Origin of the sequence: Rheinheimera salexigens, from assembly GCF_001752395.1 — a bacterium.
Taxonomy (GTDB): Bacteria; Pseudomonadota; Gammaproteobacteria; order Enterobacterales; family Alteromonadaceae; genus Alishewanella; species Alishewanella salexigens.
On record NZ_MKEK01000001.1, the window covers coordinates 941,613 to 966,883 of the forward strand.

Consider the following 25,271-nt stretch of genomic DNA (forward strand, 5'->3'; position numbering starts at 1 on the left):
TTGTGGATAATAGTGGATCGAAAAGCGGTTCAATTACAAAAAGCCCCTAGTAATTACAGTAAGTTTCAGATTAAAGGATGCAGGTAACTTAATGTTTCGTGGCTCATTTACATTGACATTGGATGTGAAAGGACGGTTAGCGCTACCCGCACGCTACCGTGATACCTTGCTGTCTGATTGTCAGGGTCATTTAATCTGCACCATCGATATTCATGATAACTGTTTATTACTTTACCCGTTACCAGAATGGGAAATTATTGAAGATAAATTAAATAAGCTGTCCAACATGGACCCTCAGGCACGTCGTTTACAGCGTTTGCTGTTAGGCCACGCCACGGACTGTGAAATGGATAAAAATGGCCGAATTTTAGTGCCAGCTTTACTACGCAATCATGCCAAGCTAAATAAAAACATTCGTTTAGTTGGCCAACTTAATAAATTTGAAATCTGGGACGAAACTGCTTGGCTAGCGCGTGCAGCAGAAGATATTGCATTAGAACAAGCGCAAGCCGGTGACGTTGAGTTATCAGAACGATTACAGGACTTTTCACTGTAGATGACTACTTCAGCCCATATCTCTGTGTTACTAGAAGAAGCACTGCAAGGCTTGGCCATCAAGCCTGACGGTTGCTATCTTGACGGCACCTTTGGCCGTGGCGGACATAGTCGGGCCATTTTAGCGCAATTAGGGCCTCAAGGGCGCTTATTCGCCATAGATCGAGATCCTGCAGCCATTGCCACTGCGGCCGCTTTTAGTGCCGATACTCGCTTTCATATTACTCACAGCGCCTTTTCAGCTTTAGCGGAAATAGCCGAGAAACAAAATATTGTCGGTCAAGTCGATGGTATCTTACTTGACTTAGGCGTCTCGTCGCCGCAACTTGATGATGCAGACCGTGGTTTTAGCTTTATGCGTGATGGGCCATTAGATATGCGCATGGACCCAACCAGTGGCATTAGTGCCGCGGCATGGATAGCCCACGCCGACGTGGAAGACATTAGCTTTGTACTAAGAGAATATGGCGAAGAAAAATTTGCTTGGCGTATCGCCCAAGCTATCGTGGCTGCTCGCGTGGCAACGCCTTTTACCCGCACCTCTGAATTAGCCAAGCTTATTAGTGACAGCGTGCCTAAAAGTAATAAAGAAAAAAAGCATCCTGCAACGCGTAGCTTTCAAGCTATCCGTATTTATATCAATAGCGAATTAGACCAAATTAACCAAGCACTACTTGCTGCACTTAAAGTGTTAAAGCCGGGTGGCCGCTTAGTGGTTATTAGCTTTCACTCGCTAGAAGATCGCTTAGTTAAGCAGTTTATGCGCCGCTACGCTAAAGGTGAGCCTATTCCGCGCGGTATTCCATTAACCGAAGCGCAAATGCAAAAACGTACCGAGTTAAGTTTAGTCGGCAAAGCCATTAAAGCGTCGGATACAGAGTTAAGTGTTAATCCTAGAGCGCGCAGCGCAGTGCTTCGTATAGCGCAAAGGCAGGCACATGAGTAGCATTAGCTTACCACGCATTATTGGCCAACAATTATGGCAGCAAAAAGTTGCCATGGTGTTGTTGGTCGCGTGTATTGTTAGTGCACTGGCTATAGTCCATTTTGCCCATTTAAATCGGCAGTTAATTACCGCCCAAGATAAAATGTATCAGCAACGTGATCAGCTGGACATTGAATGGCGTAACTTGCTGCTAGAGCAGCGATCGTTGTCTGAGCACAGTCGAGTAGAAGATATAGCGCGGCATCGGCTCAATATGATCCGGCCTAGTGGCGCTCAAGACATAACGGTGACGATGCCATGAGCCGAAGCAAAAAAACACCCCAGGCCAAAGCCAGAACCTCACCGTCAGTACTAAGCTGGCGTTTTGCGTTAGTAATGGTGCTGTTAACTTCAGTGTTTTTTGCCTTAGTAGCGCGGGCAGCTTGGTTGCAAGTGATTGAACCGGACATGCTTATTAGCCAAGGTGATATGCGCAGTTTACGCATTGAATCTGACAGTGTGATGCGCGGCATGATAATCGACCGTAATGGCGAAGAATTAGCGGTCAGTGTACCGGTTGAAGCCATTTGGGCCGATCCAAAAATTGTGATTGAAAAAAATTCGGCTGCTGATGAACGTCGCTGGCATGCCCTTGCAGAAATATTACAACTGACCCCAGCTGAGTTATTAAATAAAATTGGCAGTAACACTCAGCGACGTTTTGTCTATTTGCAACGTCAAGTTAATCCTGCGGTAGCCGGCTATGTGCGGCAATTAAAAGTGCCTGGGATTTATTTTCGTGAAGAGTCGCGTCGTTATTACCCTGCTGGTGAAGTTACCGGGCAGTTAATAGGTTTTACTAACGTTGATGACGTTGGCGTTGAAGGTATCGAAAAGCGCTTTAATGATTATTTAACCGGCACTGAAGGGCGCAAGGTTATTCGCAAAGATGCCAAAGGCCGCGAAATCGAAGTGATTACCCGCGAGCGAGCGGAGAAAGCCAATAATTTACAACTCAGTATTGATCAGCGTATTCAATCAGTGACCTATCGCGAATTAAAATCAGCCGTGCTGTCTTATGGTGCCACTTCGGGTTCAGCCATGGTGGTCGATGTGCAAACCGGCGAAGTGCTGGCCATGGTTAATAGCCCGTCGTTTAACCCGAATAATAGACGCAATGTCCCCGCATATTTATTTCGTAATCGTGCCATTACCGACACCTTTGAGCCGGGTTCGACTATGAAGCCTTTAGCGGTGCTAAGCGCGTTAGAATTTGGCGCCACTAGTTTAAGCTCGGTGGTAGAAACTAGCCCCGGCTATATGCGGGTTGGTGGTAGCTGGGTGCGTGACGGCGTTAATAATAAAACCTTAGACTTAACCGGCATCATCCGACGCTCCAGTAACGTTGGCGTAAGTAAATTAGTGTTATCCATGCCAGTCGAGCACGTGCTTAGTGTCTACGCCAATATGGGCTTAGGCATTGATACTGGCTTGGGCTTAAATGGCGAAAGCAGTGGCATGTTAAGCCATCGCAGTCGTTGGTCTGACTTTGAACGCGCTACATTATCTTTTGGCTATGGCTTATCGGTAACCGCCGCCCAGTTAGTAAAAACATACGCCACTATGGCGAATGGTGGCGTAAGCCGTCCTTTAAGTATTTTAAAAACCAGCGAAATTCATCCTGGCGAGCAGGTGCTTAGCCGGCAAAATGCGTTAGCCATGTTGGAAATGATGGAAGCCAACGTATTACCAGGTGGCACGGCAACGCGTGCTCAAGTTCGCGGTTATCGCGTCGGTGGCAAAACAGGTACGGCACGTAAAGCCATTGCCGGTGGTTATGGTGAAGATTATGTGGCGTCGTTTGCTGGTGTTGGACCTATCTCCAAGCCACGTTTAGCCTGCGTAGTGGTGATAAATGAGCCAGCGGGTGATTTTTATCATGGTGGTGAAATTGCTGCACCGGTATTTGCTAAAATTATGGGCGCATCGATGCAGTTATTAAATTTAGCGCCAGATGCCAGCGAACAGGCACAGATTTCAATTGCTGGAGGTGCCAATGCTGGTTAATGCAATGAAGTGGTTAGAGAATATTTATCCACTACAACACAATTATCAGTTAAGGCATTTACAGCTAGATAGCCGTAATGTTGCTGCGGGCGATGTGTTTTTGGCCATCCCGGGTGTTGCTCAGCATGGCAAAGATTTTATCGACCAAGCCTTAGCTAAAGGTGCGGCTTTAGTGCTAACAGATAGCGCTGGTGTCGAAGACTCACGGGTAATAGTGCTGCCAGAATTAATGCAAATATTACCCAGCTTAGTGGCAAGCTTTTATCAGCAACCCGCTGCCGATATGGCGTTGGTGGGTATTACTGGCACTAATGGTAAATCCAGTACGGCATTCTTTATTAATCAATTAGCGCAAAGTGTTCAGCGCAATGCGCAAGTTATTGGCACTTTAGGCTATGGCAATTTTAATAACTTAACTCCGTTAGCCAATACCACGCCGCATTATGTCGAAGTGCAAAAAATATTAGCCCAAGCTAAAGCTGAGCAGGCCGATTTAGTGGCGATGGAAGTGTCATCTCATGCTTTAGCCCAACAGCGCTTAGCCGGTTTACAGTTTAATGTTGCCGTGTTTACCAATTTAACCCGAGATCACTTAGATTATCACGGCTCTATGCAAGCTTACGGCGCAGCAAAAGCGGCATTGTTTCAAGCTGATATGTGTCAAGCGGCAGTGATTAATGTCGCTGATGAATTTGGTCGTCAGTTAGCGGGCAGCATAACAGTACCTTTACTGGTGTATGGTAATCGCGAACAGTGTCAGGGTTTTAGTCAGTTTTTAGCCTATTCCGATGTTATTGCTACCACCAGCGGCTATCAATTTACTATCAGTAATGCCACTGAGCGGCATAGTTTACATTTGCCATTATTAGGCGAATTTAATATCCAGAACGTGTTGGCAGCAATCGGCAGTTTGCAATTACTTGGCTACGATTTAGCTACCTTAGTTAAAGCAGCAACCAGCTTAATAGCCGTGCCAGGTCGGATGGAGCAGTTTATTTGCACCGATGAATTTGCCGCTGTTATTGATTACGCCCATACCCCAGATGCCTTACAACAAGCCTTATTGTCATTAAGACAGCATAGCGCGGGTCGCTTATGGTGTGTATTTGGCTGTGGTGGTGATCGGGATAAAGGTAAGCGGCCAATAATGGGCCAAATTGCCGAGCTATATGCAGATCATGTCATTATTACCGCAGATAACCCGCGTAGCGAAGACATCTTAACCATCTGTGAAGATATTGCCGCTGGTATGAGCCCAGATGCGCGTTATCAAATAGAACCTAATCGTCAAGCGGCCATTAAGTTAGCACTAACCAGTGCCCAGCCTGACGATATCGTGTTAATTGCCGGTAAAGGCCACGAGACAATACAAATTATTGGCCAGCAACAAATAGCCTACGATGAGCGCGGCTATGTGCAGCAACTAGTGACGGAGTTATCAATATGATTAACTTAAGTTGCCAAGCCATTGCAGAAATCGTTCAAGGTCGCTTAGTCGGCGCTAATGTGCAGATTAACAGCGTTAGTACTGATAGCCGTAACATTAATCCAGGTCAGTTATTTATTGCTTTAACAGGCCCGAACTTTGATGCCGCTAATTTTGTGGCAGACGTTAAAGCCCAAGGCGCAACGGCAGTGATTGTTGAACGGCCAGTTGATGTCGATATTAGCCAAATTATTGTTGCCGACAGTCGTATTGCCTTAGGTCAACTTGGTGCTGCAGTAAAAGCGAAATTAGCCTTACCTTGCGTTGCAGTGACCGGCAGTGCTGGTAAAACCACAGTTAAAGAAATGATGGCGGCTATTTTAACCTGCTCTGGCTCGGTATTGGCCACTAAAGGCAATTTTAATAACGACATAGGTTTGCCATTAACATTATTAGCCTTAACCGAGCAGCATAAATACGCGGTATTAGAGCTAGGCGCAAATCACCAAGGTGAAATTGCTTATACCACCGCCTTAGCTAAACCTGATGTCGCCATTATAACCAATGTTGCCGCATCGCATTTAGAAGGTTTTGGCAGTGTAGCGGGCGTGGCAACGGCAAAATGTGAAATATTCCTCGGTTTAGCCAGCGATGGCGTGGCCATTATTCCAGCGGATAGTGAGTTTACGCCGTTTTGGTTGCAGCGCTTAGTTGGTAAAAAGGTGCAGCAATTCTCGGCCAGCCAAGTGACCGACTACTACGCAACCGACATAGTGTTAGCCGCAGATGGTTGTGCGCGATTTATGCTGCATACCCCGCAAGGTGATATCGCCATTACGCTAACCTTACCGGGTAAGCATAATGTTAATAATGCCTTAGCCGCCGCTGCAGGTTGTATGAATTTAGGCGCTAGTTTAGGTCAAGTGCAATTAGCTTTAGCCAGTATGCCACAAGTTAAAGGCCGAACTAATGTGCTGCAAGTTAGCCCAGAGTTACGCATTATCGACGATAGCTACAATGCCAATGTGGAGTCGGTAAAAGCGGCTATAGATTTATTAGCTTCGTATGAGGGCTTACAAATATTAGTGCTGGGCGATATGGGCGAATTAGGTGCAGATGCCCGTTTATATCACGAAGAAATTGGTTTTTACGCTAAAAAGTCCGGTATTAATCTGTTGTTCACCCTTGGTGTGTTATCACAGAGCGCCAGTGACTTGTTGCAACAACAAGGCGCTCACTTTAGTTCGCGACAGGCCCTAGTTTCACGCTTGCTCGCTACCATTAATGAACAGCAGAAAGTCACCCTACTAGTGAAAGGTTCGCGTAGCGCGAAGATGGAGTTAGTTGTGCAAGACTTGCTAGAAAGTTGTCAGCAGGAGATTAACCCATGCTAGTTTGGTTAGCAGAATACCTCACGCAGTATTTTAATGCGTTTCATGTCTTTAGTTATTTGACCTTCAGAGCCATTCTGGGGATCTTAACCTCGTTATTAATCAGCTTATATTTTGGTCCTAAGCTGATTGCTTACTTACAAAAAATGCAAATTGGCCAAGTGGTACGTAGCGATGGCCCAGAAAGCCATTTCTCTAAAAGCGGCACACCCACCATGGGCGGACTATTAATTTTAGGCTCAGTGCTGATTAGTAGTTTGTTATGGGCCAATTTAAGCAATAAATATGTCTGGGTAGTGTTATTTGTTTTAGTCAGCTTTGGCACCATCGGCTTTATTGATGATTACCGCAAAGTGATCCGTAAGGATCCCAAAGGCCTTATTGCCCGCTGGAAATATTTATGGCAATCGCTATTTGCCATTATGACCGCTGTTTTCTTATACGTTACAGCCGAGCGTCCGGCTGAAACCGCGCTGCTAGTGCCTTTCTTTAAAGATGTTATGCCGCAATTAGGCATTATGTTTATCGCCTTAAGTTACTTTGTCATAGTCGGCACCAGTAACGCGGTTAATTTAACTGATGGCTTAGATGGCTTAGCTATAGTGCCTACCATTATGGTGGCCTCAGCTTTCGCTCTTATTGCTTATGTTAGCGGTAACGTTAATTTTTCTACTTATTTAAATATCCCTTATCTGCCTCATGCCAGCGAATTAGTCGTGATGTGTGCCGGCATTATTGGTGCCGGTTTAGGTTTCTTATGGTTTAACACTTACCCAGCGCAAGTGTTTATGGGGGATGTGGGTTCGTTGGCCTTAGGCGCAGTTTTAGGTGTTATTGCTATTTTAGTTCGCCAAGAAATCGTGCTGTTTATTATGGGCGGTGTCTTTGTGATGGAAACGATGTCGGTTATTTTGCAAGTCGGCTCGTATAAATTACGCGGCCAACGTATTTTCCGCATGGCGCCCATTCACCACCATTATGAATTAAAAGGCTGGCCAGAGCCGCGAGTTATCGTCCGGTTTTGGATCCTATCCATCATGTTTGTCTTAGTTGGCTTAGCCACCTTAAAGTTGAGATAAGAAAATGATGCAAAGTTTAGCTAAAAAGCGTATTGCAGTAGTCGGGTTAGGCCTATCAGGTCTGGCGACTGTGCGCTTTTTACAAAGCTTAGGCATTAAACCGGTGTTAATGGATAGTCGGGCTAAGCCTGCGGCGATTGAACAGATTGCAGCAGAAAAAGTCGATGGTATTTACTTAGGTAAGTTAGATGCAAACCGCTTAGCTAAAATGGATATGATCGTGCTAAGCCCAGGTTTAGCGCCGAGTCATCCGGCGATTCGTTTTGCCGTGGCTCAAGGCGTAGAGCTAGTGGGCGACGTGGAATTATTTGCACGCTTTTGCCAAAAACCTATTATTGCTATTACCGGTTCTAATGGTAAATCTACCGTGACTAAGTTGGTGGAAGCCATGCTGCAGCGCAGTGGTATTAATGCGTTAGCAGCCGGTAATATTGGGCTGCCGGTATTAGATGCCATCACTCAGCCTAACATTGATGTGTTTGTACTGGAGTTCTCGAGTTTTCAACTAGACACTACCCAGTCTTTGCATAGTGTGGCGAGCTGCATTTTAAATGTTAGTGCCGATCACTTAGATCGTTATAACAATATGGCCGCTTATACGGCATCGAAACAGCGGGTATACCAACACACTAAATTAGCAGTATTTAATGTTGATGATGCGGCCACAATGCCACAAGATGCCGAAAAAACCTTAGGAGTCAGCTTAGCGGATGCTGATTTTGGTATCTGTCAGGTTAACGAGCAAGCTTGGCTAAAAGTCGCTGGCGCAGCCTTATTGCCAGTAGCACAGATGAGCTTGTTTGGTGCCCATAATCAATTTAATGCCATAGTCGCTGCCGCTTTAGCCCTAGCTGCAGGTGCCAGCCGTGACGGTTTAATATCAGCATTACAACAGTTTCAACCTTTAGCTCATCGCTGCATTTTAGTGCTAGAGCATAAGGGTATACGTTGGGTTAATGACTCCAAGGCGACCAATATAGGCGCGACTTTAGCTGCGATTGCCGGTTTAAAACCCAGCGTAGCAGGTAAATTAATATTAATCGCCGGTGGTGATGGTAAAGGCGCCGATCTGACTGAGCTGCAGCCTGTTTTACAGCGCGATGTGCAGCAGTTAATTACCTTAGGTAAAGACGGTCCAGCAATAGCGGCATTAACAGCCAATAGCATTGAAGTGAAAAGCTTAGTCGCAGCGGTTGCAGCTGCAGCCAAAATAGCCCAAGCCGGCGATATGGTGTTGTTATCACCTGCTTGTGCCAGCTTAGATATGTTTAGCAGCTATGGCGAGCGTGGCGATCAGTTTGTCCAAGCAGTTAAAGCGGAGGTGCTATGAAACAGTTAGCATTATCGCAATGGCAAAACCCGATTCAAGTATTGCAGCAGTGGTGGCAAGTAGATGATGGTGCCGCTTACGATAAATTGTTTCTGATTTTACTAATGCTTATTTTATGCTTTGGCCTAGTAATGGTTACTAGTGCTTCGGTACCCGTTGCTTCAAGATTATTTGATAACGAGCTGCACTTTACCATACGCCACTTGGTGTATATCGGCATAGGTATTAGCTTATCCGTTGTCGTGTTATCTGTGCCCGTGCAGTGGTGGCATAGCAGTAATATGTTGCTGTTAATTGCGGGCTTAGCGCTGTTAATTGCGGTGTTAATTGTAGGTAAAAATGTTAATGGTAGTACCCGTTGGTTATCAATTGGCCCGATTGGCATTCAAGCCGCAGAGCCAGCAAAACTGTTCTTTTTTGTATATTTAGCCAGTTACTTAGTACGTCGGCACGAAGAAGTACGTGATAACTTTAAAGGCTTTTTAAAACCGTTGTTAGTGCTGGTCGTATTTGCGGGTTTATTACTAATGCAGCCAGATTTAGGTACTGTGATAGTGATGTTTGCCACCACAGTCGCGTTATTATTTTTAGCTGGCGCGCGAATTTGGCAATTTATGCTGCTTATCGTCACCGGGTTGTTATTAATCGCGGCGTTAATTTTTTATAGCGAATATCGCTGGAAACGGGTTACCGCATTTTTAGATCCTTGGGCTGATCCGTTTGGTAGTGGCTATCAGTTAACCCAATCCTTAATGGCCTTTGGTCGTGGTAGTTGGTTTGGCCAAGGCTTAGGTAACAGTATTTTAAAACTAGAATACTTACCTGAAGCGCATACCGACTTTATTTTAGCCGTTATCGCCGAAGAAACGGGCTTTATTGGTGTGACCATTTTACTAACGTTACTATTTACTTTGGTGTATCGCGCTTTACGCATTGGTCAGCGCGCCTTGGCCAAAAACATGAGCTTTCATGGCTTTTTAGCTTACGCCTTATCTATTTGGATTGGTTTTCAAGCCGCCGTTAATATCGGTGTCGCCACCGGCGCATTACCCACTAAAGGTTTAACGTTACCCTTTGTTAGTTCAGGGGGTAGTAGCTTAGTGGTAATGCTGGTAGCTGCTGCATTATTGCTGCGTATCGATTTTGAAACTCGATTTAAAGGCCGTCAGGCTATTAGTGGTGGCCGTCATGACTAAGCCAATGAAATCGCCTCGCATTTTAATTATGGCTGGTGGTACGGGCGGGCATATATTTCCTGCAAAAGCTGTGGCTATGGCGTTATTAGCCCAAGGCTGGCAAGTACATTGGTTAGGCAGCCAAGACCGCATGGAAGCCCAGTTAGTGCCAAAATTTGGCCTGCCATTTCATAGTATTCAAATCTCTGGCTTACGTGGCAAAAGCCCATTGTCGTTATTAAAAGCGCCTTGGATGCTAATTAAGTCGGTGTGGCAAGCACGACGCATTATTAATACTGTGCAGCCAAACCTAGTGCTTGGCTTTGGCGGTTATGCCAGTGGCCCCGGCGGTTTAGCCGCTTGGTTAAGCCAAGTGCCATTAATTATTCATGAACAAAATGCCGTGGCCGGTAGCACTAATAAACTATTAGCTAAATTTGCCCGCAACGTATTAGTGGCATTTCCAAGCGCATTTGCAGCCTTGCCTAAACAGCAGCTAGTGGGTAACCCAGTACGCGCCGAGTTAATTAATGTCGGTCAGCAACATAACACCAGTAAAACATTAAATGTGCTGGTCATCGGCGGTAGCTTAGGGGCTAAAGCCTTAAATGAACAATTACCGGTTATTTTTGCCGCAGCCGCTGCTGCTGGACAAGTTAATGTTCAGCATCAAACCGGTACGGCGTTATTAACCAGCACTGAGCAGCGTTATAACGCACTGGCTCAGCCAGGGTTAAGTGTTGATGTGGCAGCATTTATAGATGACATGGCCGCGGCGTATCGCTGGGCCGATGTTGTGATCTGTCGTGCTGGTGCTTCTACGGTTAGTGAAGTAGCGAGTGCCGGTGTGGCGGCCATATTTGTGCCGTTACCTAATGCGATTGATGATCATCAAACCGCTAATGCCCATTGGTTAAGCCAACAACAGGCGGCGTTAGTAATAAAACAAACAGAATTAACGGCTGCCAACTTGCTGCCGATGCTGCAGCAATGGTTAACAGATAAAACGCAATTACAGCAACTTGCTAGCACTGCCAAAGCCTGTGCATTAGATAATGCCACCGAGCAGGTCGTGCAATTTTGTCAGCAAGCTGTGGCGCAGCCCGTAACAGGAACAACGATATGAATCAGGCACCTCAACAGCAAAAGCTCGCCATGCGCCGAGTAGAGCGCATCCACTTTGTCGGCATTGGTGGTGCGGGTATGGGTGGTATTGCTGAAGTTTTAGTCAATGAAGGTTACAACGTATCCGGTTCAGATATCGCGGCAAATGCGGTGACTGATCGCTTAGCTTCACTGGGTGTGGTGATACATTTTGGCCATAACGCAAGCTATATTGCTGGCGCCAGTGTGGTGGTGGTATCGAGTGCTATTCATTCAGATAACGCAGAAGTGAAAGCTGCGCGTGAATTACGCATTCCAGTGGTGCGCCGCGCTGAAATGCTCGGTGAGTTAATGCGTTTTAGGCATGGTATAGCGATTGCCGGAACTCACGGTAAAACCACCACCACAAGTTTTTTAGCCTCTATTTTTGCTGAAGCCGGAACGGATCCTACTTTTATTATTGGTGGACTATTAAATTCAGCTGGCTCTAACGCCCGTTTAGGCGCAGGTCGGTATTTAATTGCAGAAGCCGATGAAAGCGATGCTTCATTTTTACATTTACAACCGCTGACGACTGTTATCACTAATATCGAAGCCGACCATATGGATACCTACCAGGGCGACTTTGAAAAAATGAAAGACACTTATATCGAATTTTGTCATAACTTGCCGTTCTATGGTGTAGCCGTTATTTGTTTAGATGACCCGGTTTTGCGTGAGTTAATTCCGCAAATTGGCCGGACTATTTTAACTTATGGTTTTAACCCAGATGCTGACTATGTGATAAGTGACTTTTCGCAACAGGGTACGCAAAGTAAATTTACTATCACCGATCCAAGTGGTGCGCAGCGCCTAGTGGTGTTAAATCTACCGGGTAGACACAATGCCTTAAACGCCACGGCAGCTTTTGCAGTAGCCGTAGATGAAGGTATTAGTGAAGCCGCCATTTTAAACGCCTTACGCCAATTTGAAGGTATCGGCCGTCGCTTTCAACAATACGGTGAGTTTGATACCGGGACCGGCAAAGTATTATTGCTCGACGATTATGGTCATCATCCCACTGAAGTTGCCGCCACTATTGCTGCTGTGCGTGCAGCTTGGCCAGAGCGCCGCTTAGTGATGGCCTATCAGCCGCATCGTTATAGCCGTACCCGCGATTTATATGATGACTTTATTAAAGTGTTATCCAGTGTCGATAGTTTATTGCTACTAGAAGTCTACGCAGCGGGCGAAACGCCCATTACCGGCGCCGATAGTCGCAGTTTATGTCGGTCAATTCGTACTCGTGGTCAGCTTGATCCTATTTATGTTGCTACGCCTGCAGAATTAGCCAGCAATATTGCCGATGTGTTGCAAGACGGTGATGTATTAATTACCCAAGGTGCCGGCAATATTGGCTCTTTAGTTAAGCAATTAGCGGCGATGGAATTAAACATTCAACAATTAAAACAATCTACAGGAGCAGGCATATGACAGAAAAAGTCGCCGTGCTATTAGGTGGACATTCTGCAGAGCGTGAAGTGTCACTACGCTCAGGAACCGCTGTGCTTAATGCCTTGCTAGACAGTGGTGTCGATGCATTTGGCTTTGATCCTAAGTTACAACCGTTAACGGAATTAGTTAGTAGCGGCGCCAATAAAGTCTTTATTGTGTTACACGGCCGCGGTGGTGAAGACGGTAGCATGCAAGGCGCATTGCAAACCTTAGGTTTAGCCTATACCGGCAGTGGTGTTTTAGGCTCGGCCTTAGCTATGGACAAAATTCGCTGTAAGCGTTTATTTCAAGCCCAAAACTTGGCTACCGCACCTTTTGCCGTAGTGCATAGCGAAGATACCGACTTTGCCCAGCTGTTAGCCGATTTAGGCGGCAAAGTAATGGTTAAGCCTGCCAATGAAGGCTCAAGTATTGGTATGAGTGCAGCAAGTAACGTAGCCGAGCTAGAGCAAGCGATTAAAACGGCGCTGGTGTATGACAACGAAATATTAGTCGAGCGCTGGATCAGTGGTCGGGAATTTACGGTGTCTATTGTCAATAACCAAGTGTTGCCGATTATTGAAATGCGCACGCCACGTGATTTTTATGATTACGAAGCAAAATACCAAGCCAATTCAACCGAGTACTTATGCCCAGCACCGATTAGCGCTGAGCAAACTGAGCTAATGCAGCAATGTGCGTTACAAGCGTTTCAAGCTGTAGGCGCTAGCGGTTGGGGCCGGGTCGATTTAATGATGGACAGCGCAGGCCAACATTATTTATTAGAAGTAAACACTGTGCCGGGTATGACTGAAAAGTCGTTAGTGCCTATGGCCGCTAAAGCGGCAGGGATGAGTTTTCAGCAATTGGTAGTAGCGATACTTTCTCAAACAGATGCACATAGCGCTCATCAAACGGAGCAGCAACGCTAATGATTAACTGGCCGAACATGCAATTTAAACAAACAGGCGCATTCTATGCTGGCTTGGTGTTTTTCTTGTGTTCGGTTGCCGGTTTAATTTGGGCAGGGGTGGCGTTAAATACTTGGCTGCAAGGCCAACAAAATGCACCAGTGCAGCAAGTTAAACTGTATGGCGATTTTCAGCATATTGATGCTGCAGAATTGCATCACGTGTTGCAACAGCAGTATGTAGGTAACTTTTTTCGGGTGGATGTGGACCAAGTGCAGCAGTTCCTGTTACAGCAGCCTTGGGTATTTCAGGTCGCCGTGCGCAAACAATGGCCTGATGCCCTAGTGGTAGTAGTAACAGAACAACAACCGGTGGCACGTTGGAATCAGCAACAATTAATAAATAAACACGGTGCTTTGTTTAGCGCACCGTTGCAGCAGCTGAAAACCGACTTGCCCTTGTTAACTGGCCCAGAAGGCAGCGAGCAGGATGCCTTGGACATGTTCCAGCATATTCAGGGTTTATTAGCCTTGCATCAGTTTACGCCATTAACCCTGGCCTTAACTGAGCGTTTTTCATGGCAATTAACCTTAAGCAATGGCGTAGCGTTAAAGTTAGGTCGTGACGATATATTAAAACGGGTACAACGTTTTGTTGAATTGTATCCGGTGATAACTAAACATAAAAATGAACCAGTTAGCGAAGTGGATTTACGCTACGACACCGGTATAGCTGTGCGTTACAGCGATAATGATACGAAGAGAAAAGCATGACAAAGTCGTTAGAACGAGATTTGATCGTAGGTTTAGATATAGGCACTGCCCAAATTAAAGCGGTGGTAGGTGAGATCACGGCTGACAATCGCTTAAGTATTGTTGGTGTGGGTACTCATGTATCGCGCGGCATGGATAAAGGCGGCGTTAATGATCTGAACTTAGTAGTACAAGCCGTACAACGGGCGATTAATGAAGCCGAGCTAATGGCAGATTGCCATGTATCTTCAGTCTATTTAGGTATTTCTGGCAAACATATTCGTTGTCAAAACGAAAGTGGCATGGTGCCGATTAACGACACTGAGGTCACAGCAGAAGACGTATTAAATGTTATTCATGCTGCTAAGTCAGTTCCTATTTCAGCTGAACGGCGCATGTTGCATGTATTACCTCAAGAGTATTCGGTAGACATGCAAGAAGGCATTAAAAGCCCAATTGGTATGTCAGGTGTACGTATGGAAGCTAAAGCCCATATTGTCACTTGTGCTAATGATATGGCCAAGAACATTGAAAAATGTGTAGAGCGTTGTGGCTTGCAGGTTGATCAGCTTATTTTTACCGCTTTAGCCTCTAGCTATGCGGTATTAACCGATGACGAAAAAGAACTCGGTGTCTGCGTAGTGGATGTTGGCGGCGGTACAATCGACATTGCTATCTTCACTAATGGCGCTTTACGCCATACCGCAGTGATCCCGGTAGCGGGTAACCAAGTCACTAGCGATATCGCTAAAATATTCCGCACACCAATTAGTCATGCAGAAGATATTAAAGTCCAGTATGCTTGCGCGCTGCGTAGCATGGTAGGTAAAGAAGAAAGCATAGAAGTTCCTAGTGTTGGTGGTCGTCCAGCACGTTCTATGTCACGTCATACCTTGGCTGAAGTAGTTGAGCCACGTTATCAAGAATTATTTGAACTGGTACAAGAAGAAATTCGCAGCTCTGGCTTTGAAGAGCAAGTGGCTGCAGGAATTGTGCTAACCGGTGGCACCGCCAAAATGGAAGGTGCAGTAGAGTTTGCCGAAGATATATTTCAAATGCCGGTACGCGTAGGTCAGCCTATGCATATCAGCGGTTTAAAAGAGTATGTACAAGATCCGGCCTACGCCAGTGTAGTCGGGTTGTTGTTATACGGTAAAGATGCGCGCACAGAGCAGAAAAAATCTGCCGATGTTCGCAGTTCAGTGAGCAGTTTCGTTAAACGGATCAGCAGCTGGTTTAAAGGCGAGTTTTAAGATACAAGCGTAAAAAACGGAGAGAGAGCTATGTTTGAATTAATGGAAAACCACAGCCAAGAAGCTGTAATTAAAGTAATAGGTGTTGGTGGCGGCGGCGGTAACGCAGTTGAGTATATGGTTGCCAGCAATATTGAAGGGGTAGAATTTATTGCGGCTAATACGGATGCGCAAGCATTACGTAATTCGTCAGCCAATATTACCTTACAACTAGGTGCCACGGTAACTAAAGGCTTAGGTGCCGGTGCTAACCCAGAAATTGGTCGTCGTTCAGCAGAAGAAGACCGCGAAAATATCAAAAAAACTATCCAAGGTGCCGATATGATCTTTATCGCCGCTGGTATGGGTGGTGGTACAGGTACCGGTGCAGCGCCAGTGGTTGCTGAAATTGCCCGTGAGTTAGGCATTTTAACCGTTGCTGTTGTGACTAAGCCGTTTCCTTTTGAAGGTAAAAAGCGTACAGCTTATGCCGATGAAGGTATTTTAGAGCTAAGCAAGCATGTTGACTCGTTAATCACTATTCCTAACGACAAGCTATTAAAAGTATTAGGTAAAGGCACTAGTTTACTAGATGCATTTAAAGCCGCTAACAACGTATTGTTGGGTGCTGTGCAAGGTATTGCTGAATTAATTACCCGTCCGGGTTTAATTAACGTCGACTTTGCCGATGTGCGTACGGTAATGGCTGAAATGGGTACTGCTATGATGGGTAGTGGCCGTGCGTCAGGTCCAGATCGTGCAGAAGAAGCAGCAGAACAAGCAATTTCAAGCCCGTTATTAGAAGATATCGACTTATCAGGTGCTAAGGGTATTTTAGTCAACATTACAGCTGGCTTAGATATTAGTATCGAAGAGTTTGAAATCGTTGGTAATGCGGTTAAAGCCTTTGCTTCTGAAAACGCTACTGTCGTTGTAGGTGCGGTAATTGATATCGAGATGCAAGACGAATTACGTGTCACAGTTGTCGCAACAGGTATTGGTGCAGAGCGTCGTCCTGATATCAGCTTAGTGCAAAGCAACCGTCAGCAAGAAACTACACGTCCGGTGTACGGTACTGCAGGTGGCAATGCGCTGCAATCAGAAACACAAACAGTACGTGTTGAGCAGCCACAAGCGCAAACACATGCAAATACTCATGCTCATAGCCATGCTAATAGTCAGCAGCAACCTGCTACTAAAGCACAAGCAGAAAGCAAAGCGAATATTGATATTTTTGATATTCCAGCATTTTTGCGCAAGCAAGCAGACTAAGTATTAGTGCTGAGTAATGAGTGTTGAGTTTTGAGTTTTGAGTGCTGAGTTTTGAGTGCTGAGTTTAAGTGCACAGCGTTAATTGCTGAGTGCTTGGCTGGGTTAAAATTGTAGCTTAATTGCTGCATAGGCTGTTATTGCTATAAAACTGTTGCCGTTTAATGCTGCACAGCTATTAAGCAGTTGTTCAGTCAGCGTTTGATAGGGTAGCCTATTTGTGCTATGCTTCGCCGCCGTTTTGGTTAAGGGTGCTTTAAATTTTAAGCAGGACTAAATTATGACAAAACAACGTACCATCAATAAAAGTGTCAGCTCCATTGGAGTCGGATTACACAAAGGCGAAAAGGTTACGCTTACTCTCCGACCTGCGCCCGATAACACAGGCATTGTGTTTCGTCGTGTCGATCTGGATCCGATAGTTGACTTTAAAGTGTCGCCAGAACTGGTAGGCGATACCGTGATGTGTACCTGTTTGATCAACCAAGACGGTGTGCGTTTATCAACTACTGAGCATTTAATGGCGGCAGTGGCAGGTTTAGGTATAGATAACTTAGTAATTGAAGTCGATTCGGAAGAAATTCCTATTATGGACGGCAGTGCTAATCCATTTGTTTATCTATTACTTGAAGCCGGTGTATCTGAGCAGCGTTTAGCCAAAAAATTTATTCGGATTAAAAAAACAGTACGAGTAGAAGACGGTGAAAAATGGGCTGAGTTTAAGCCTTATAATGGTTTTAAAATTGACTTCGCCATCGATTTTGACCATCCGGTTATTTCTGAAACCGTACAGCATATGCAATTAGATTTCTCTGCAGCAGGTTTTATTAAAGATATAAGCCGGGCGCGTACTTTTGGTTTTTTACATGAAGTCGAATACCTTCGTGCTAATAACTTAGCCCTAGGTGGCAGTTTTGATAACGCGGTAGTGTTAGATGAATACCGGGTGTTAAATCAAGACGGCTTACGCTATGACGACGAATTTATTAAACATAAAATTCTCGACGCCGTAGGCGACTTATATATGGCAGGCCACAGTATTTTAGGTGAGTTTAGAAGCTTTAAAACCGGCCATGCTTTAAATAACCAATTGTTATGTGAAGTGCTGGCGCACCAAGAAAACTGGGAATTTGTGACCTTCGAGCACAAAGAAGAAATGCCTATTTCATATTTAGCGCCGCAGCTAGCATAAGCTAAGCTACCAGCTATCCATAAAAAGTCAGTTATTGCCTAAGCATTAGCTGACTTTTTTGTTTATACCGCACTCGATTCTTAGTCGTTAGTCACCTGCTGTTGAGTCACTTGTAACTCGTCACTTGTCACCGCAGTTTAATCATTTAGCTCTATTCTTGGCTAAATTCAATAACGCTTGCTTTAGTTTACCGTCAGCACCTGCTGCTACCGACAATAAGGCATCAGCCGCTTGCGCCGATAAATTATGTTGCATCGCAACAGGTTGGGCAATTTCTACCTTAAATTGGCGGGTTTGGCCGGTGGGTGAAGCTTCAATTTCAATGCCGGCTAAATCAGGCAAGATTTTTTTGCGAAAATTGTCTAGAATAGCATCGCGCTGCATTTTTAGCCGAGTTAGCCAAGAGGGCGAGCTGCATAAGATAATAGCTCTGCCATCGCGAATGCTGGTTACTCGGCAAAAGCTAAGTTGCTCTAGTTGTAATACCTGCGCTAATACCGTATTCAGCTGTTGCATTAGCTTAACTTGCTGCTGTTGGTTTGCTAGCGAGCTATGGGCTAATACCTTATTGATATCCTTTGGTTTTTCAGTATAACGTGCCATGAATTTAACGCGCTCAACATAATTTAATAGCCTAAGTAGTGTAACAGCTTCTGTATTTTTTGGCAGAATCTAAATTGGCTATTGAAAGCTTTAGCATTTGTCACCATATCTAGCGTATTATGGTGAGAATTTCACATAAATTACTTTCACCTTTAAATACTGGTTTGCATGAACTAGCCAGGGCTGCACTGCAGTTTTAACTTAATATGGTAACTGGATAATGTTTGGAAAACTTTTCACCAAATTAGTTGGTAGCCGCAACGACCGCTTCTTAAAAAAACTACAAAAACAAGTACAGCAAATCAATGCGCTAGAGCCGGAGTATCAAGCCTTAACCGATGACCAGCTGCAGCATAAAACTGTCGAATTTAAACAAAAAATAAAAGACGGTGCTACGCTAGACGACCTCTTAATTGAAGCTTTTGCTACCGTGCGCGAAGCCAGTACTCGGGTATTTGGTATGCGTCACTTCGACGTTCAATTACTTGGCGGTATGGTACTGCATCAGGGTAAAATTTCTGAAATGCGCACCGGTGAGGGTAAAACCTTAACCGCTACGCTACCTGCGTATCTTAATGCGTTAGGCGGCGGTAGTGTGCACGTTATTACAGTTAACGATTACTTAGCCCGTCGTGATGCTGCAACAAACGAGCCGCTGTTTACCTTTTTAGGTATGAGCGTTGGTGTCAACGTACCGGGTATGGCGCACGTTGATAAGCAAAAAGCTTATGCAGCCGATATTACCTACGGTACTAATAACGAATTTGGTTTCGATTACCTGCGTGACAATATGGCCTTCTCGCCAGACGACCGCGTTCAGCGCGATCAGGCTTTTGCTATTATCGATGAAGTTGACTCGATATTAATCGATGAAGCCCGTACACCATTAATTATCTCGGGCCCAGCGGAAGATAGCTCTGAGCTCTATCAAAAAATTGATTTGTTAGTGCCACAGCTCATTAAGCAAGAGCAAGAAGACGAAGAGGGTAAGCACGGCGATGGCCATTTCACTTTAGATGAAAAAGCGCGTCAGGTTTACTTAACCGAAGAAGGCCAAATTAAAGTTGAAGATATGCTGCGCGAAGCGGGCATGATCGGCGAGCAGGACACTTTATTCTCAGCGGCTAATATTACCTTATTACATCACGTGTATGCGGCATTACGTGCTCATCAACTATTTAAACGCGATGTCGATTACGTGGTTAAAGACGGCGAAATTGTTATTGTTGACGAACACACCGGCCGTACTATGGAAGGGCGTCGTTGGTCAGAAGGCTTACACCAAGCGGTTGAAGCCAAAGAAGGCGTTAATATTCAAAACGAAAACCAAACCCTTGCTTCTATAACCTTTCAAAACTATTTCCGCTTGTATGAAAAGCTATCCGGTATGACAGGTACAGCTGACACCGAAGCATTTGAATTTCAACAAATATATGGTCTAGAAACTATCGTGGTGCCAACAAACCGGCCTATGGTACGAAACGATATGGCCGATTTAGTCTATTTAACGGCTGAAGATAAATACCAAGCCATTATTGCCGATATTATTAAAAAGCAACAAGCTAAACGTCCGGTATTAGTGGGTACAGCTTCAATTGAAAGCTCAGAATATCTATCTGAGTTACTCAATAAAGCTAAAATCACTCACAAAGTATTAAACGCAAAATTCCATGCTAACGAAGCTGAGATTATTGCCAATGCCGGTCGGCCAGGTAATGTCACAATCGCTACTAACATGGCAGGTCGTGGTACCGATATCGTCTTAGGCGGTAGTTTACAAGCTGAACTAGCCGGTTTAACCGACGCTAGCGAAGAGCAAATTGCCCAAGTAAAAGCTGACTGGAAAATACGCCACGATGCTGTTGTTGAGTCGGGTGGTTTACATATAATAGGTACTGAGCGTCATGAATCACGTCGTATTGATAATCAGTTGCGCGGTCGTTCTGGTCGTCAAGGTGATAACGGTTCAAGCCGGTTTTATTTATCGTTAGAAGACTCGTTAATGCGTATCTTTGCTTCAGATCGGATGTCAGCCATGATGCGCCGTCTGGGTATGGAAAAAGGCGAAGCTATTGAGCATCCATGGGTCAGTCGTGCCATTGAAAATGCCCAACGAAAAGTAGAAGCGCGTAACTTCGATATTCGTAAGCAATTATTAGAATTCGATGACGTGGCTAACGATCAACGTAAAGTTGTGTACGAGCAACGTAACGAGTTATTAGACGCTTCTGATATCAGCGAAACCATTACGGTTATTCGTGGTGATGTAGTTGAAGACTTAATTAGCCAATATATTCCGCCAGAGTCGTTAGACGAAATGTGGGATATTCCGGGCTTAGAGCAGCGTTTAAAAGCTGACTACGCGTTAGAATTACCTATCACACAATGGTTAGCCGACGATAAAAAGCTGTTTGAAGAAAAGCTACGCGAGCGCATTCAGCAAGAAGTAGAAAAATCGTATCAAGAAAAAGAACAAATGGTTGGCCCAGATGTATTGCGTCAGTTCGAAAAAGCCATAATGTTGCAAAGCTTAGATACCCACTGGAAAGAACATCTAGCAGCTATGGATCACTTGCGCCAAGGCATTAACTTACGTGGTTATGCGCAAAAGAATCCTAAGCAAGAATATAAGCGCGAAGCGTTTGAATTATTCTCAGATATGCTAGAAAACTTAAAAATAGACGTTATTGGCGTACTAGCACGAGTGCAAGTTAAAGCCGCAGAAGACGTTGAAGCGGTAGACGAGCAACGCCGCAAGGCTGACGCTGTTCCGCATAGCTATCAACATGACGAAGTTGAGCAGTTAGGCGCTGACGTACCTGAGACAGCACCTGTCGAAGTAGCGCAAGGACCAGTGATCCGTGATGGCGAAAAAATTGGCCGTAACGATGCTTGTCCATGTGGCTCAGGCAAAAAGTACAAGCAATGCCATGGCAAACTTGTCTAAGCCGATGTTTGACAATAAAACAATAACAACGGAGTCAGCTAACGCTGGCTCTGTTGCTTTAAAGCCAAAACAGTTACATGTCGCTGTAGGTGTCATAATTCGTGATAACCAAGTGCTACTAAGCTTGCGCAGTAAGCAGCAACATCAAGGTGGTAAGTGGGAGTTTCCTGGTGGCAAGGTAGAAGCCGGTGAAACCGTCTACAACGCGCTAGCACGCGAGTTAAAAGAAGAACTAGCCATAGAGGTGGTAAGCGCCGAACCCTTTATGCAGCAAGCGTTCAGCTACCCAGAGCGCAATGTATTACTCGATATCTACTTAGTGACTGAGTTTACTGGTCAAGCCCAAGGCCTAGAAGGCCAACCACTACAATGGGCCAGCTTCGCCCAGCTATCACAACTTAACTTCCCCGATGCCAATCAACCTATAGTCGAAAAGCTGCAACAGCAGTTTATGTAGTCTTTTATGGTTGTTTGTACTACAAGTCTGTTACTAGTTTAAGCAAAAATTAAGCATCGAAGCCGTAAGAATCTGTTTCTGCTGATTAATCAAATCAAGATTTAAAAAAGTCATTATCCTGAGCGATAAACTCTTGCTCTAATTCATCTAAATATTGCTCTGATAAGGCTGCATCTATTGGCGATTTATCGGGAATACGATGATTCTCTGCGGCCCAATCACCTAAATCAATTAATTTACAACGCTTACAACAAAATGGCCGAAACTCAGATTCAGCCGACCAAACCACAACAGTGTCACAAGTCGGACAATTAACTTTAGTAACCATAATCCCCTCAAAAATCCGGCATAAAAATCAACCGCGAGTATAGCAATTTTCAAGGGGTCAGAGTACTTGAAACTCAAAAAGCCTTTCAAGTACTCTGACCCCTTGAAAAACATTTATTATATATTATCTTTAAATTAACATTTTATTAATGATGGGGTAGGTAATGCCTAGGAGTCGGCGGATCTGTGTGGCGAATATTCCACAGCATGTAATACAACGAGGTAATAATAAACAAGATTGTTTTATAGGAGCTAAAGATTACCATCTGTATTTAATTAAATTGGCTGAATGCGCTGAGCAATATCAGGTTCAAATACATGCCTATGTGCTGATGACTAATCATGTTCATTTGTTATTAACACCACTAGTCGATGGTGCAACAAGTCTATTTATGCAAGCGCTTGGTCGTTGTTATGTGAGGTATTTTAATATAGAACATAAGCGCACGGGGACTTTATGGGAAGGGCGCTATAAAGCCTGTTTAGTGGAGTCCGATCGTTACTTTCTGGCGGTTAGTCGTTATATAGAACTTAACCCGGTACGTGCGGGTATGGTTGCAAATGCAGCAGATTATGCTTGGTCTAGTTTTATGCATAATGCACTAGGTACATTTAATCCGTTGTTAACTGCTCATCCTGTATATTTGGGCATTGCCGAAAACAAACCATTGCGATTAGCTTGGTATCAACAGCTATTTCAGCAGCAGACCACTAATGAGGAGTTGGCAGCTATTAGAGCCGCGACTAATCGTTGTTGGCTGCTTGGCTCTGAACAGTTTAGCCAGCAATTAAGCCAGAAAACCGGGCTGCAGATAAAGCGAGCAAGTCACGGTGGTGACAGACGATCTTTCAAGGGGTCAGAGTCGTTGAAAGACTAAAATCGTTTCAAGTACTCTGACCCCTTGAAATGTTGCCGGTTAATTAGGCAACTTTATCGCGCTTATCCTCCGTTGTTTCATCTGGCTTATGTTGTATTGCTTTACTATTGCTATTAATAGCGATAGTTTTTGGTTTCATTGCTTCAGGGATTTCCTTGACTAAACCAATAGTTAATAAGCCATGGTTTAAATCAGCTTCTGTCACTTCAACATAATCTGCTAAATTAAACTTGCGCTCGAAGGTGCGGTTTGCAATGCCGCGGTGAAGAAATTTACCGGTAGTTTTTTCTGCTTTATTTCCGCGCACAGTGAGCACATTTTTTTCAACCTGAATATCGATTTCTTGCTCTGAAAAGCCGGCCACAGCAAGGGTAATGGCATAGCGGTTCTCATTCAACATTTCGATATTATACGGGGGGTAGCCATTAATATTAGTTTCGGTTGTTAGCGCGCTATCAATTAACGACGCTAAGCGATCAAAACCAATGCTGCTACGATAAAGTGGGGTAAGATCAATTGAGTTCATATTAAATCCTCCATAAGAAGCGAATTAAAATAAAGGCAACTAATTTAGAAAGCTCTCCATGCTGGACAAGCTTTCTAGTCACTTATATAGGAGCGATTTGCTAATTTTCAACAGCAATATTTAAAAAATTTTTTAATTCACTTAAGTTGCAGCGTTAACAGCAGGCGAGTTTGAATTGTTGGCTATCGGTGCTGTTATTACGGCCGGTTTCGTCGCAGAGTTGCATAAAACGGATGGCGTAGCGGTATTTATTTCCACTGACCGTTGGGTAAACACCGGCGTCTATGGGGTAACTTAAGCGTAGTAGTTCATATTTGTCGGTATTGCTTTGGTAGAAGCCATTATCGGCTATTATAGGCTCAAAATGGCCGCGTTCGCGGATAAAGCTAAGTACGAAATCTATGGCTTGTTGCACTAGGCTTAGCTGTTGATACCATTCGTTAGCCATTTGTTGGCGGTAGTCAATGTCAAGATGGATCCAATATTGCAATTGCGGCATATCAAAATAGCAGGCACCGCCGGGGATAGAGAAGCGTTGCCGCAGTGGTGATAAAAACTTATCTTGTTTTAAACTGGCAATAAACTTAGTGCTGCGCAGTAAATCGCTTTGCAACTTAACCGCTTGTTGTAGCATAACTTGCAGTTTATCGTCAGACACAGAAGGGTGGCTAGACCAAGCAACTAAAGCGGTTTCGCAGCGTTCTACGTCTTTTATTAAGTCGGGTCTAATATCGTTGCGGTCAAGTATTTCAATTAAATCGAACAAGGTATTAAAATACGCTTGTTGTTGCCATTCGTTTTCTAAAGCCAACAATTGTTGCAGCTGATTAAATAAATGCTCGACCCGTAAGTAAGTGCGTACTTTTTCATTTAATGGGTGTTCGTAAATCAGCTCTGTCATGCGATACCTATTTAAATTTAGCGCTATCATCTGCTCTTATCAGAACTTATCAGAACTTATTAAGAGTTATCAGAAGTCATATTTTTAGCGGCAGCAGCCAGTTGTAAATAACGTTTATGCAGCAGTTGCACCTGCGGTAATAACTGCTCTAGCGTACTGTCATTAACGATAACATCATCGGCTTGAGCTAACCGGTCTTCTCTAGATAGCTGGGCTGCCATTATGGCTGCCACTTGTTGCTCTGACACCTGATCCCGGGCTAAAGTTCGGCTTAGTTGCAAAGCTTCAGGTAAATCGATAACTAATACCCGGTGGCAATACAGCTGCAAATTATTTTCCAGTAATAACGGCGCGACTAATAACACATAATCTGAACTACAAGCTGCTAGATAAGTTAATAATTGCTGGCGAATAGCTGGGTGTAATAATTGCTCTAACCAAGTTTTTGCAGTCGCATCGGTAAATATATGTTGCCTAAGCGCTGGCCGATTTAAGCTGCCATCAGCTAACAACATACTAGGGCCAAATTGCTCGGCAATCGCCGCTAAGCAGGCAGTGCCGGGTTTAACTACATCACGGGCAATAACATCAGCATCAACATGTTGCACGCCTAAATCGCTAAACAGGTTAGTGACGGTAGTTTTACCACAACCAATACCACCGGTTAGGCCTACAATATATTGGCTCATCAGGCTAAAACCTTAGTTAAATGCAAAGAGACCGCATTAAGAACAAGTGACCCGCGGCATTG

The 25,271-nt window shown here is 44.6% G+C and carries 24 protein-coding genes; 19 read left to right on the forward strand and 5 right to left on the reverse strand.

Annotated features, from left to right (window positions below; all coding sequences use genetic code 11):
- The first annotated feature begins 91 nt into the window (after window positions 1–91).
- From mraZ to lpxC, 16 genes are all read left to right on the forward strand, one after another.
- Window positions 92–556 (forward strand): division/cell wall cluster transcriptional repressor MraZ, encoded by a 465-nt coding sequence (gene mraZ / locus BI198_RS04395; protein ID WP_070048456.1) that lies wholly within the window; start codon window positions 92–94, stop codon window positions 554–556.
- Window positions 557–1,501, forward strand: a complete 945-nt coding sequence (gene rsmH, locus BI198_RS04400; protein ID WP_070048457.1) for a 16S rRNA (cytosine(1402)-N(4))-methyltransferase RsmH — start codon at window positions 557–559, stop codon at window positions 1,499–1,501.
- Window positions 1,494–1,802 carry a cell division protein FtsL gene (gene ftsL, locus BI198_RS04405; protein WP_070048458.1) on the forward strand — a complete coding sequence of 103 codons (309 nt, stop codon included), beginning with the start codon at window positions 1,494–1,496 and terminating at the stop codon, window positions 1,800–1,802. Before rsmH ends, ftsL begins: the two co-directional genes overlap by 8 nt.
- Window positions 1,799–3,547, forward strand: a complete 1,749-nt coding sequence (locus BI198_RS04410) for a penicillin-binding transpeptidase domain-containing protein (protein WP_070048459.1) — start codon at window positions 1,799–1,801, stop codon at window positions 3,545–3,547. Before ftsL ends, BI198_RS04410 begins: the two co-directional genes overlap by 4 nt.
- Window positions 3,537–4,994 carry a UDP-N-acetylmuramoyl-L-alanyl-D-glutamate--2,6-diaminopimelate ligase gene (locus BI198_RS04415; protein ID WP_070048460.1) on the forward strand — a complete coding sequence of 486 codons (1,458 nt, stop codon included), beginning with the start codon at window positions 3,537–3,539 and terminating at the stop codon, window positions 4,992–4,994. Before BI198_RS04410 ends, BI198_RS04415 begins: the two co-directional genes overlap by 11 nt.
- Window positions 4,991–6,367, forward strand: coding sequence for a UDP-N-acetylmuramoyl-tripeptide--D-alanyl-D-alanine ligase (locus tag BI198_RS04420; RefSeq protein ID WP_070048461.1), 1,377 nt, complete (start codon window positions 4,991–4,993; stop codon window positions 6,365–6,367). The genes BI198_RS04415 and BI198_RS04420 overlap by 4 nt, the downstream gene beginning before the upstream one ends.
- Window positions 6,361–7,443: a phospho-N-acetylmuramoyl-pentapeptide-transferase gene (mraY, locus tag BI198_RS04425; RefSeq protein WP_070048462.1), complete on the forward strand. Its 1,083-nt coding sequence runs from the start codon at window positions 6,361–6,363 to the stop codon at window positions 7,441–7,443. Before BI198_RS04420 ends, mraY begins: the two co-directional genes overlap by 7 nt.
- Before the next feature lie 4 nt (window positions 7,444–7,447).
- The gene (gene murD / locus BI198_RS04430) at window positions 7,448–8,773 is read left to right on the forward strand and encodes a UDP-N-acetylmuramoyl-L-alanine--D-glutamate ligase (RefSeq protein ID WP_070048463.1); all 1,326 of its coding nucleotides are present in this window, start codon (window positions 7,448–7,450) and stop codon (window positions 8,771–8,773) included.
- The gene (ftsW, locus tag BI198_RS04435) at window positions 8,770–9,969 is read left to right on the forward strand and encodes a putative lipid II flippase FtsW (protein ID WP_070048464.1); all 1,200 of its coding nucleotides are present in this window, start codon (window positions 8,770–8,772) and stop codon (window positions 9,967–9,969) included. The genes murD and ftsW overlap by 4 nt, the downstream gene beginning before the upstream one ends.
- Window positions 9,962–11,074 carry an undecaprenyldiphospho-muramoylpentapeptide beta-N-acetylglucosaminyltransferase gene (gene murG, locus BI198_RS04440; RefSeq protein ID WP_141728839.1) on the forward strand — a complete coding sequence of 371 codons (1,113 nt, stop codon included), beginning with the start codon at window positions 9,962–9,964 and terminating at the stop codon, window positions 11,072–11,074. Before ftsW ends, murG begins: the two co-directional genes overlap by 8 nt.
- Entirely contained in the window at window positions 11,071–12,525 is a 1,455-nt protein-coding gene (gene murC, locus BI198_RS04445) for a UDP-N-acetylmuramate--L-alanine ligase (RefSeq protein WP_070048465.1), read from the forward strand. Before murG ends, murC begins: the two co-directional genes overlap by 4 nt.
- A complete protein-coding gene (locus tag BI198_RS04450) occupies window positions 12,522–13,457 on the forward strand; it encodes a D-alanine--D-alanine ligase (protein ID WP_070048466.1) in 936 nt (311 codons plus the stop codon). The genes murC and BI198_RS04450 overlap by 4 nt, the downstream gene beginning before the upstream one ends.
- A complete protein-coding gene (locus tag BI198_RS04455; RefSeq protein ID WP_070048467.1) occupies window positions 13,457–14,209 on the forward strand; it encodes a cell division protein FtsQ/DivIB in 753 nt (250 codons plus the stop codon). The genes BI198_RS04450 and BI198_RS04455 overlap by 1 nt, the downstream gene beginning before the upstream one ends.
- A complete protein-coding gene (gene ftsA, locus BI198_RS04460) occupies window positions 14,206–15,441 on the forward strand; it encodes a cell division protein FtsA (protein ID WP_070048468.1) in 1,236 nt (411 codons plus the stop codon). The genes BI198_RS04455 and ftsA overlap by 4 nt, the downstream gene beginning before the upstream one ends.
- A 30-nt stretch (window positions 15,442–15,471) precedes the next feature.
- Complete coding sequence (gene ftsZ, locus BI198_RS04465; RefSeq protein ID WP_070048469.1) at window positions 15,472–16,692, forward strand: cell division protein FtsZ; 1,221 nt, start codon at window positions 15,472–15,474, stop codon at window positions 16,690–16,692.
- Window positions 16,693–16,969: 277 nt separating this feature from the next.
- The gene (gene lpxC, locus BI198_RS04470; protein WP_070048470.1) at window positions 16,970–17,881 is read left to right on the forward strand and encodes a UDP-3-O-acyl-N-acetylglucosamine deacetylase; all 912 of its coding nucleotides are present in this window, start codon (window positions 16,970–16,972) and stop codon (window positions 17,879–17,881) included.
- A gap of 141 nt (window positions 17,882–18,022) precedes the next feature.
- Here lpxC and BI198_RS04475 read toward each other — a convergent pair whose 3' ends face one another.
- Window positions 18,023–18,484, reverse strand: a complete 462-nt coding sequence (locus BI198_RS04475; protein WP_070048471.1) for a DciA family protein — start codon at window positions 18,482–18,484, stop codon at window positions 18,023–18,025.
- A 220-nt stretch (window positions 18,485–18,704) separates the two neighbouring features.
- On the opposite strand from BI198_RS04475, the gene secA reads away from it, so the two are divergent.
- Window positions 18,705–21,431, forward strand: a complete 2,727-nt coding sequence (secA, locus tag BI198_RS04480) for a preprotein translocase subunit SecA (protein ID WP_070048472.1) — start codon at window positions 18,705–18,707, stop codon at window positions 21,429–21,431.
- Window positions 21,415–21,888 (forward strand): 8-oxo-dGTP diphosphatase MutT, encoded by a 474-nt coding sequence (gene mutT, locus BI198_RS04485; protein WP_235605240.1) that lies wholly within the window; start codon window positions 21,415–21,417, stop codon window positions 21,886–21,888. The genes secA and mutT overlap by 17 nt, the downstream gene beginning before the upstream one ends.
- A 94-nt stretch (window positions 21,889–21,982) precedes the next feature.
- On the opposite strand, the gene yacG is transcribed toward mutT, so the two are convergent.
- The gene (yacG, locus tag BI198_RS04490; RefSeq protein WP_070048473.1) at window positions 21,983–22,216 is read right to left on the reverse strand and encodes a DNA gyrase inhibitor YacG; all 234 of its coding nucleotides are present in this window, start codon (window positions 22,214–22,216) and stop codon (window positions 21,983–21,985) included.
- A gap of 163 nt (window positions 22,217–22,379) precedes the next feature.
- On the opposite strand from yacG, the gene BI198_RS04495 reads away from it, so the two are divergent.
- A complete protein-coding gene (locus BI198_RS04495) occupies window positions 22,380–23,093 on the forward strand; it encodes a transposase (RefSeq protein WP_070048474.1) in 714 nt (237 codons plus the stop codon).
- A gap of 43 nt (window positions 23,094–23,136) precedes the next feature.
- On the opposite strand, the gene BI198_RS04500 is transcribed toward BI198_RS04495, so the two are convergent.
- The 3 genes from BI198_RS04500 to coaE form a co-directional block, all read right to left on the reverse strand.
- A complete protein-coding gene (locus tag BI198_RS04500; protein WP_070048475.1) occupies window positions 23,137–23,619 on the reverse strand; it encodes an Hsp20 family protein in 483 nt (160 codons plus the stop codon).
- Between the two features lie 154 nt (window positions 23,620–23,773).
- Window positions 23,774–24,520 (reverse strand): cell division protein ZapD, encoded by a 747-nt coding sequence (gene zapD / locus BI198_RS04505; RefSeq protein ID WP_070048476.1) that lies wholly within the window; start codon window positions 24,518–24,520, stop codon window positions 23,774–23,776.
- 59 nt (window positions 24,521–24,579) lie between these two features.
- Window positions 24,580–25,209 carry a dephospho-CoA kinase gene (coaE, locus tag BI198_RS04510; protein WP_070048477.1) on the reverse strand — a complete coding sequence of 210 codons (630 nt, stop codon included), beginning with the start codon at window positions 25,207–25,209 and terminating at the stop codon, window positions 24,580–24,582.
- Window positions 25,210–25,271 lie beyond the last annotated feature (62 nt).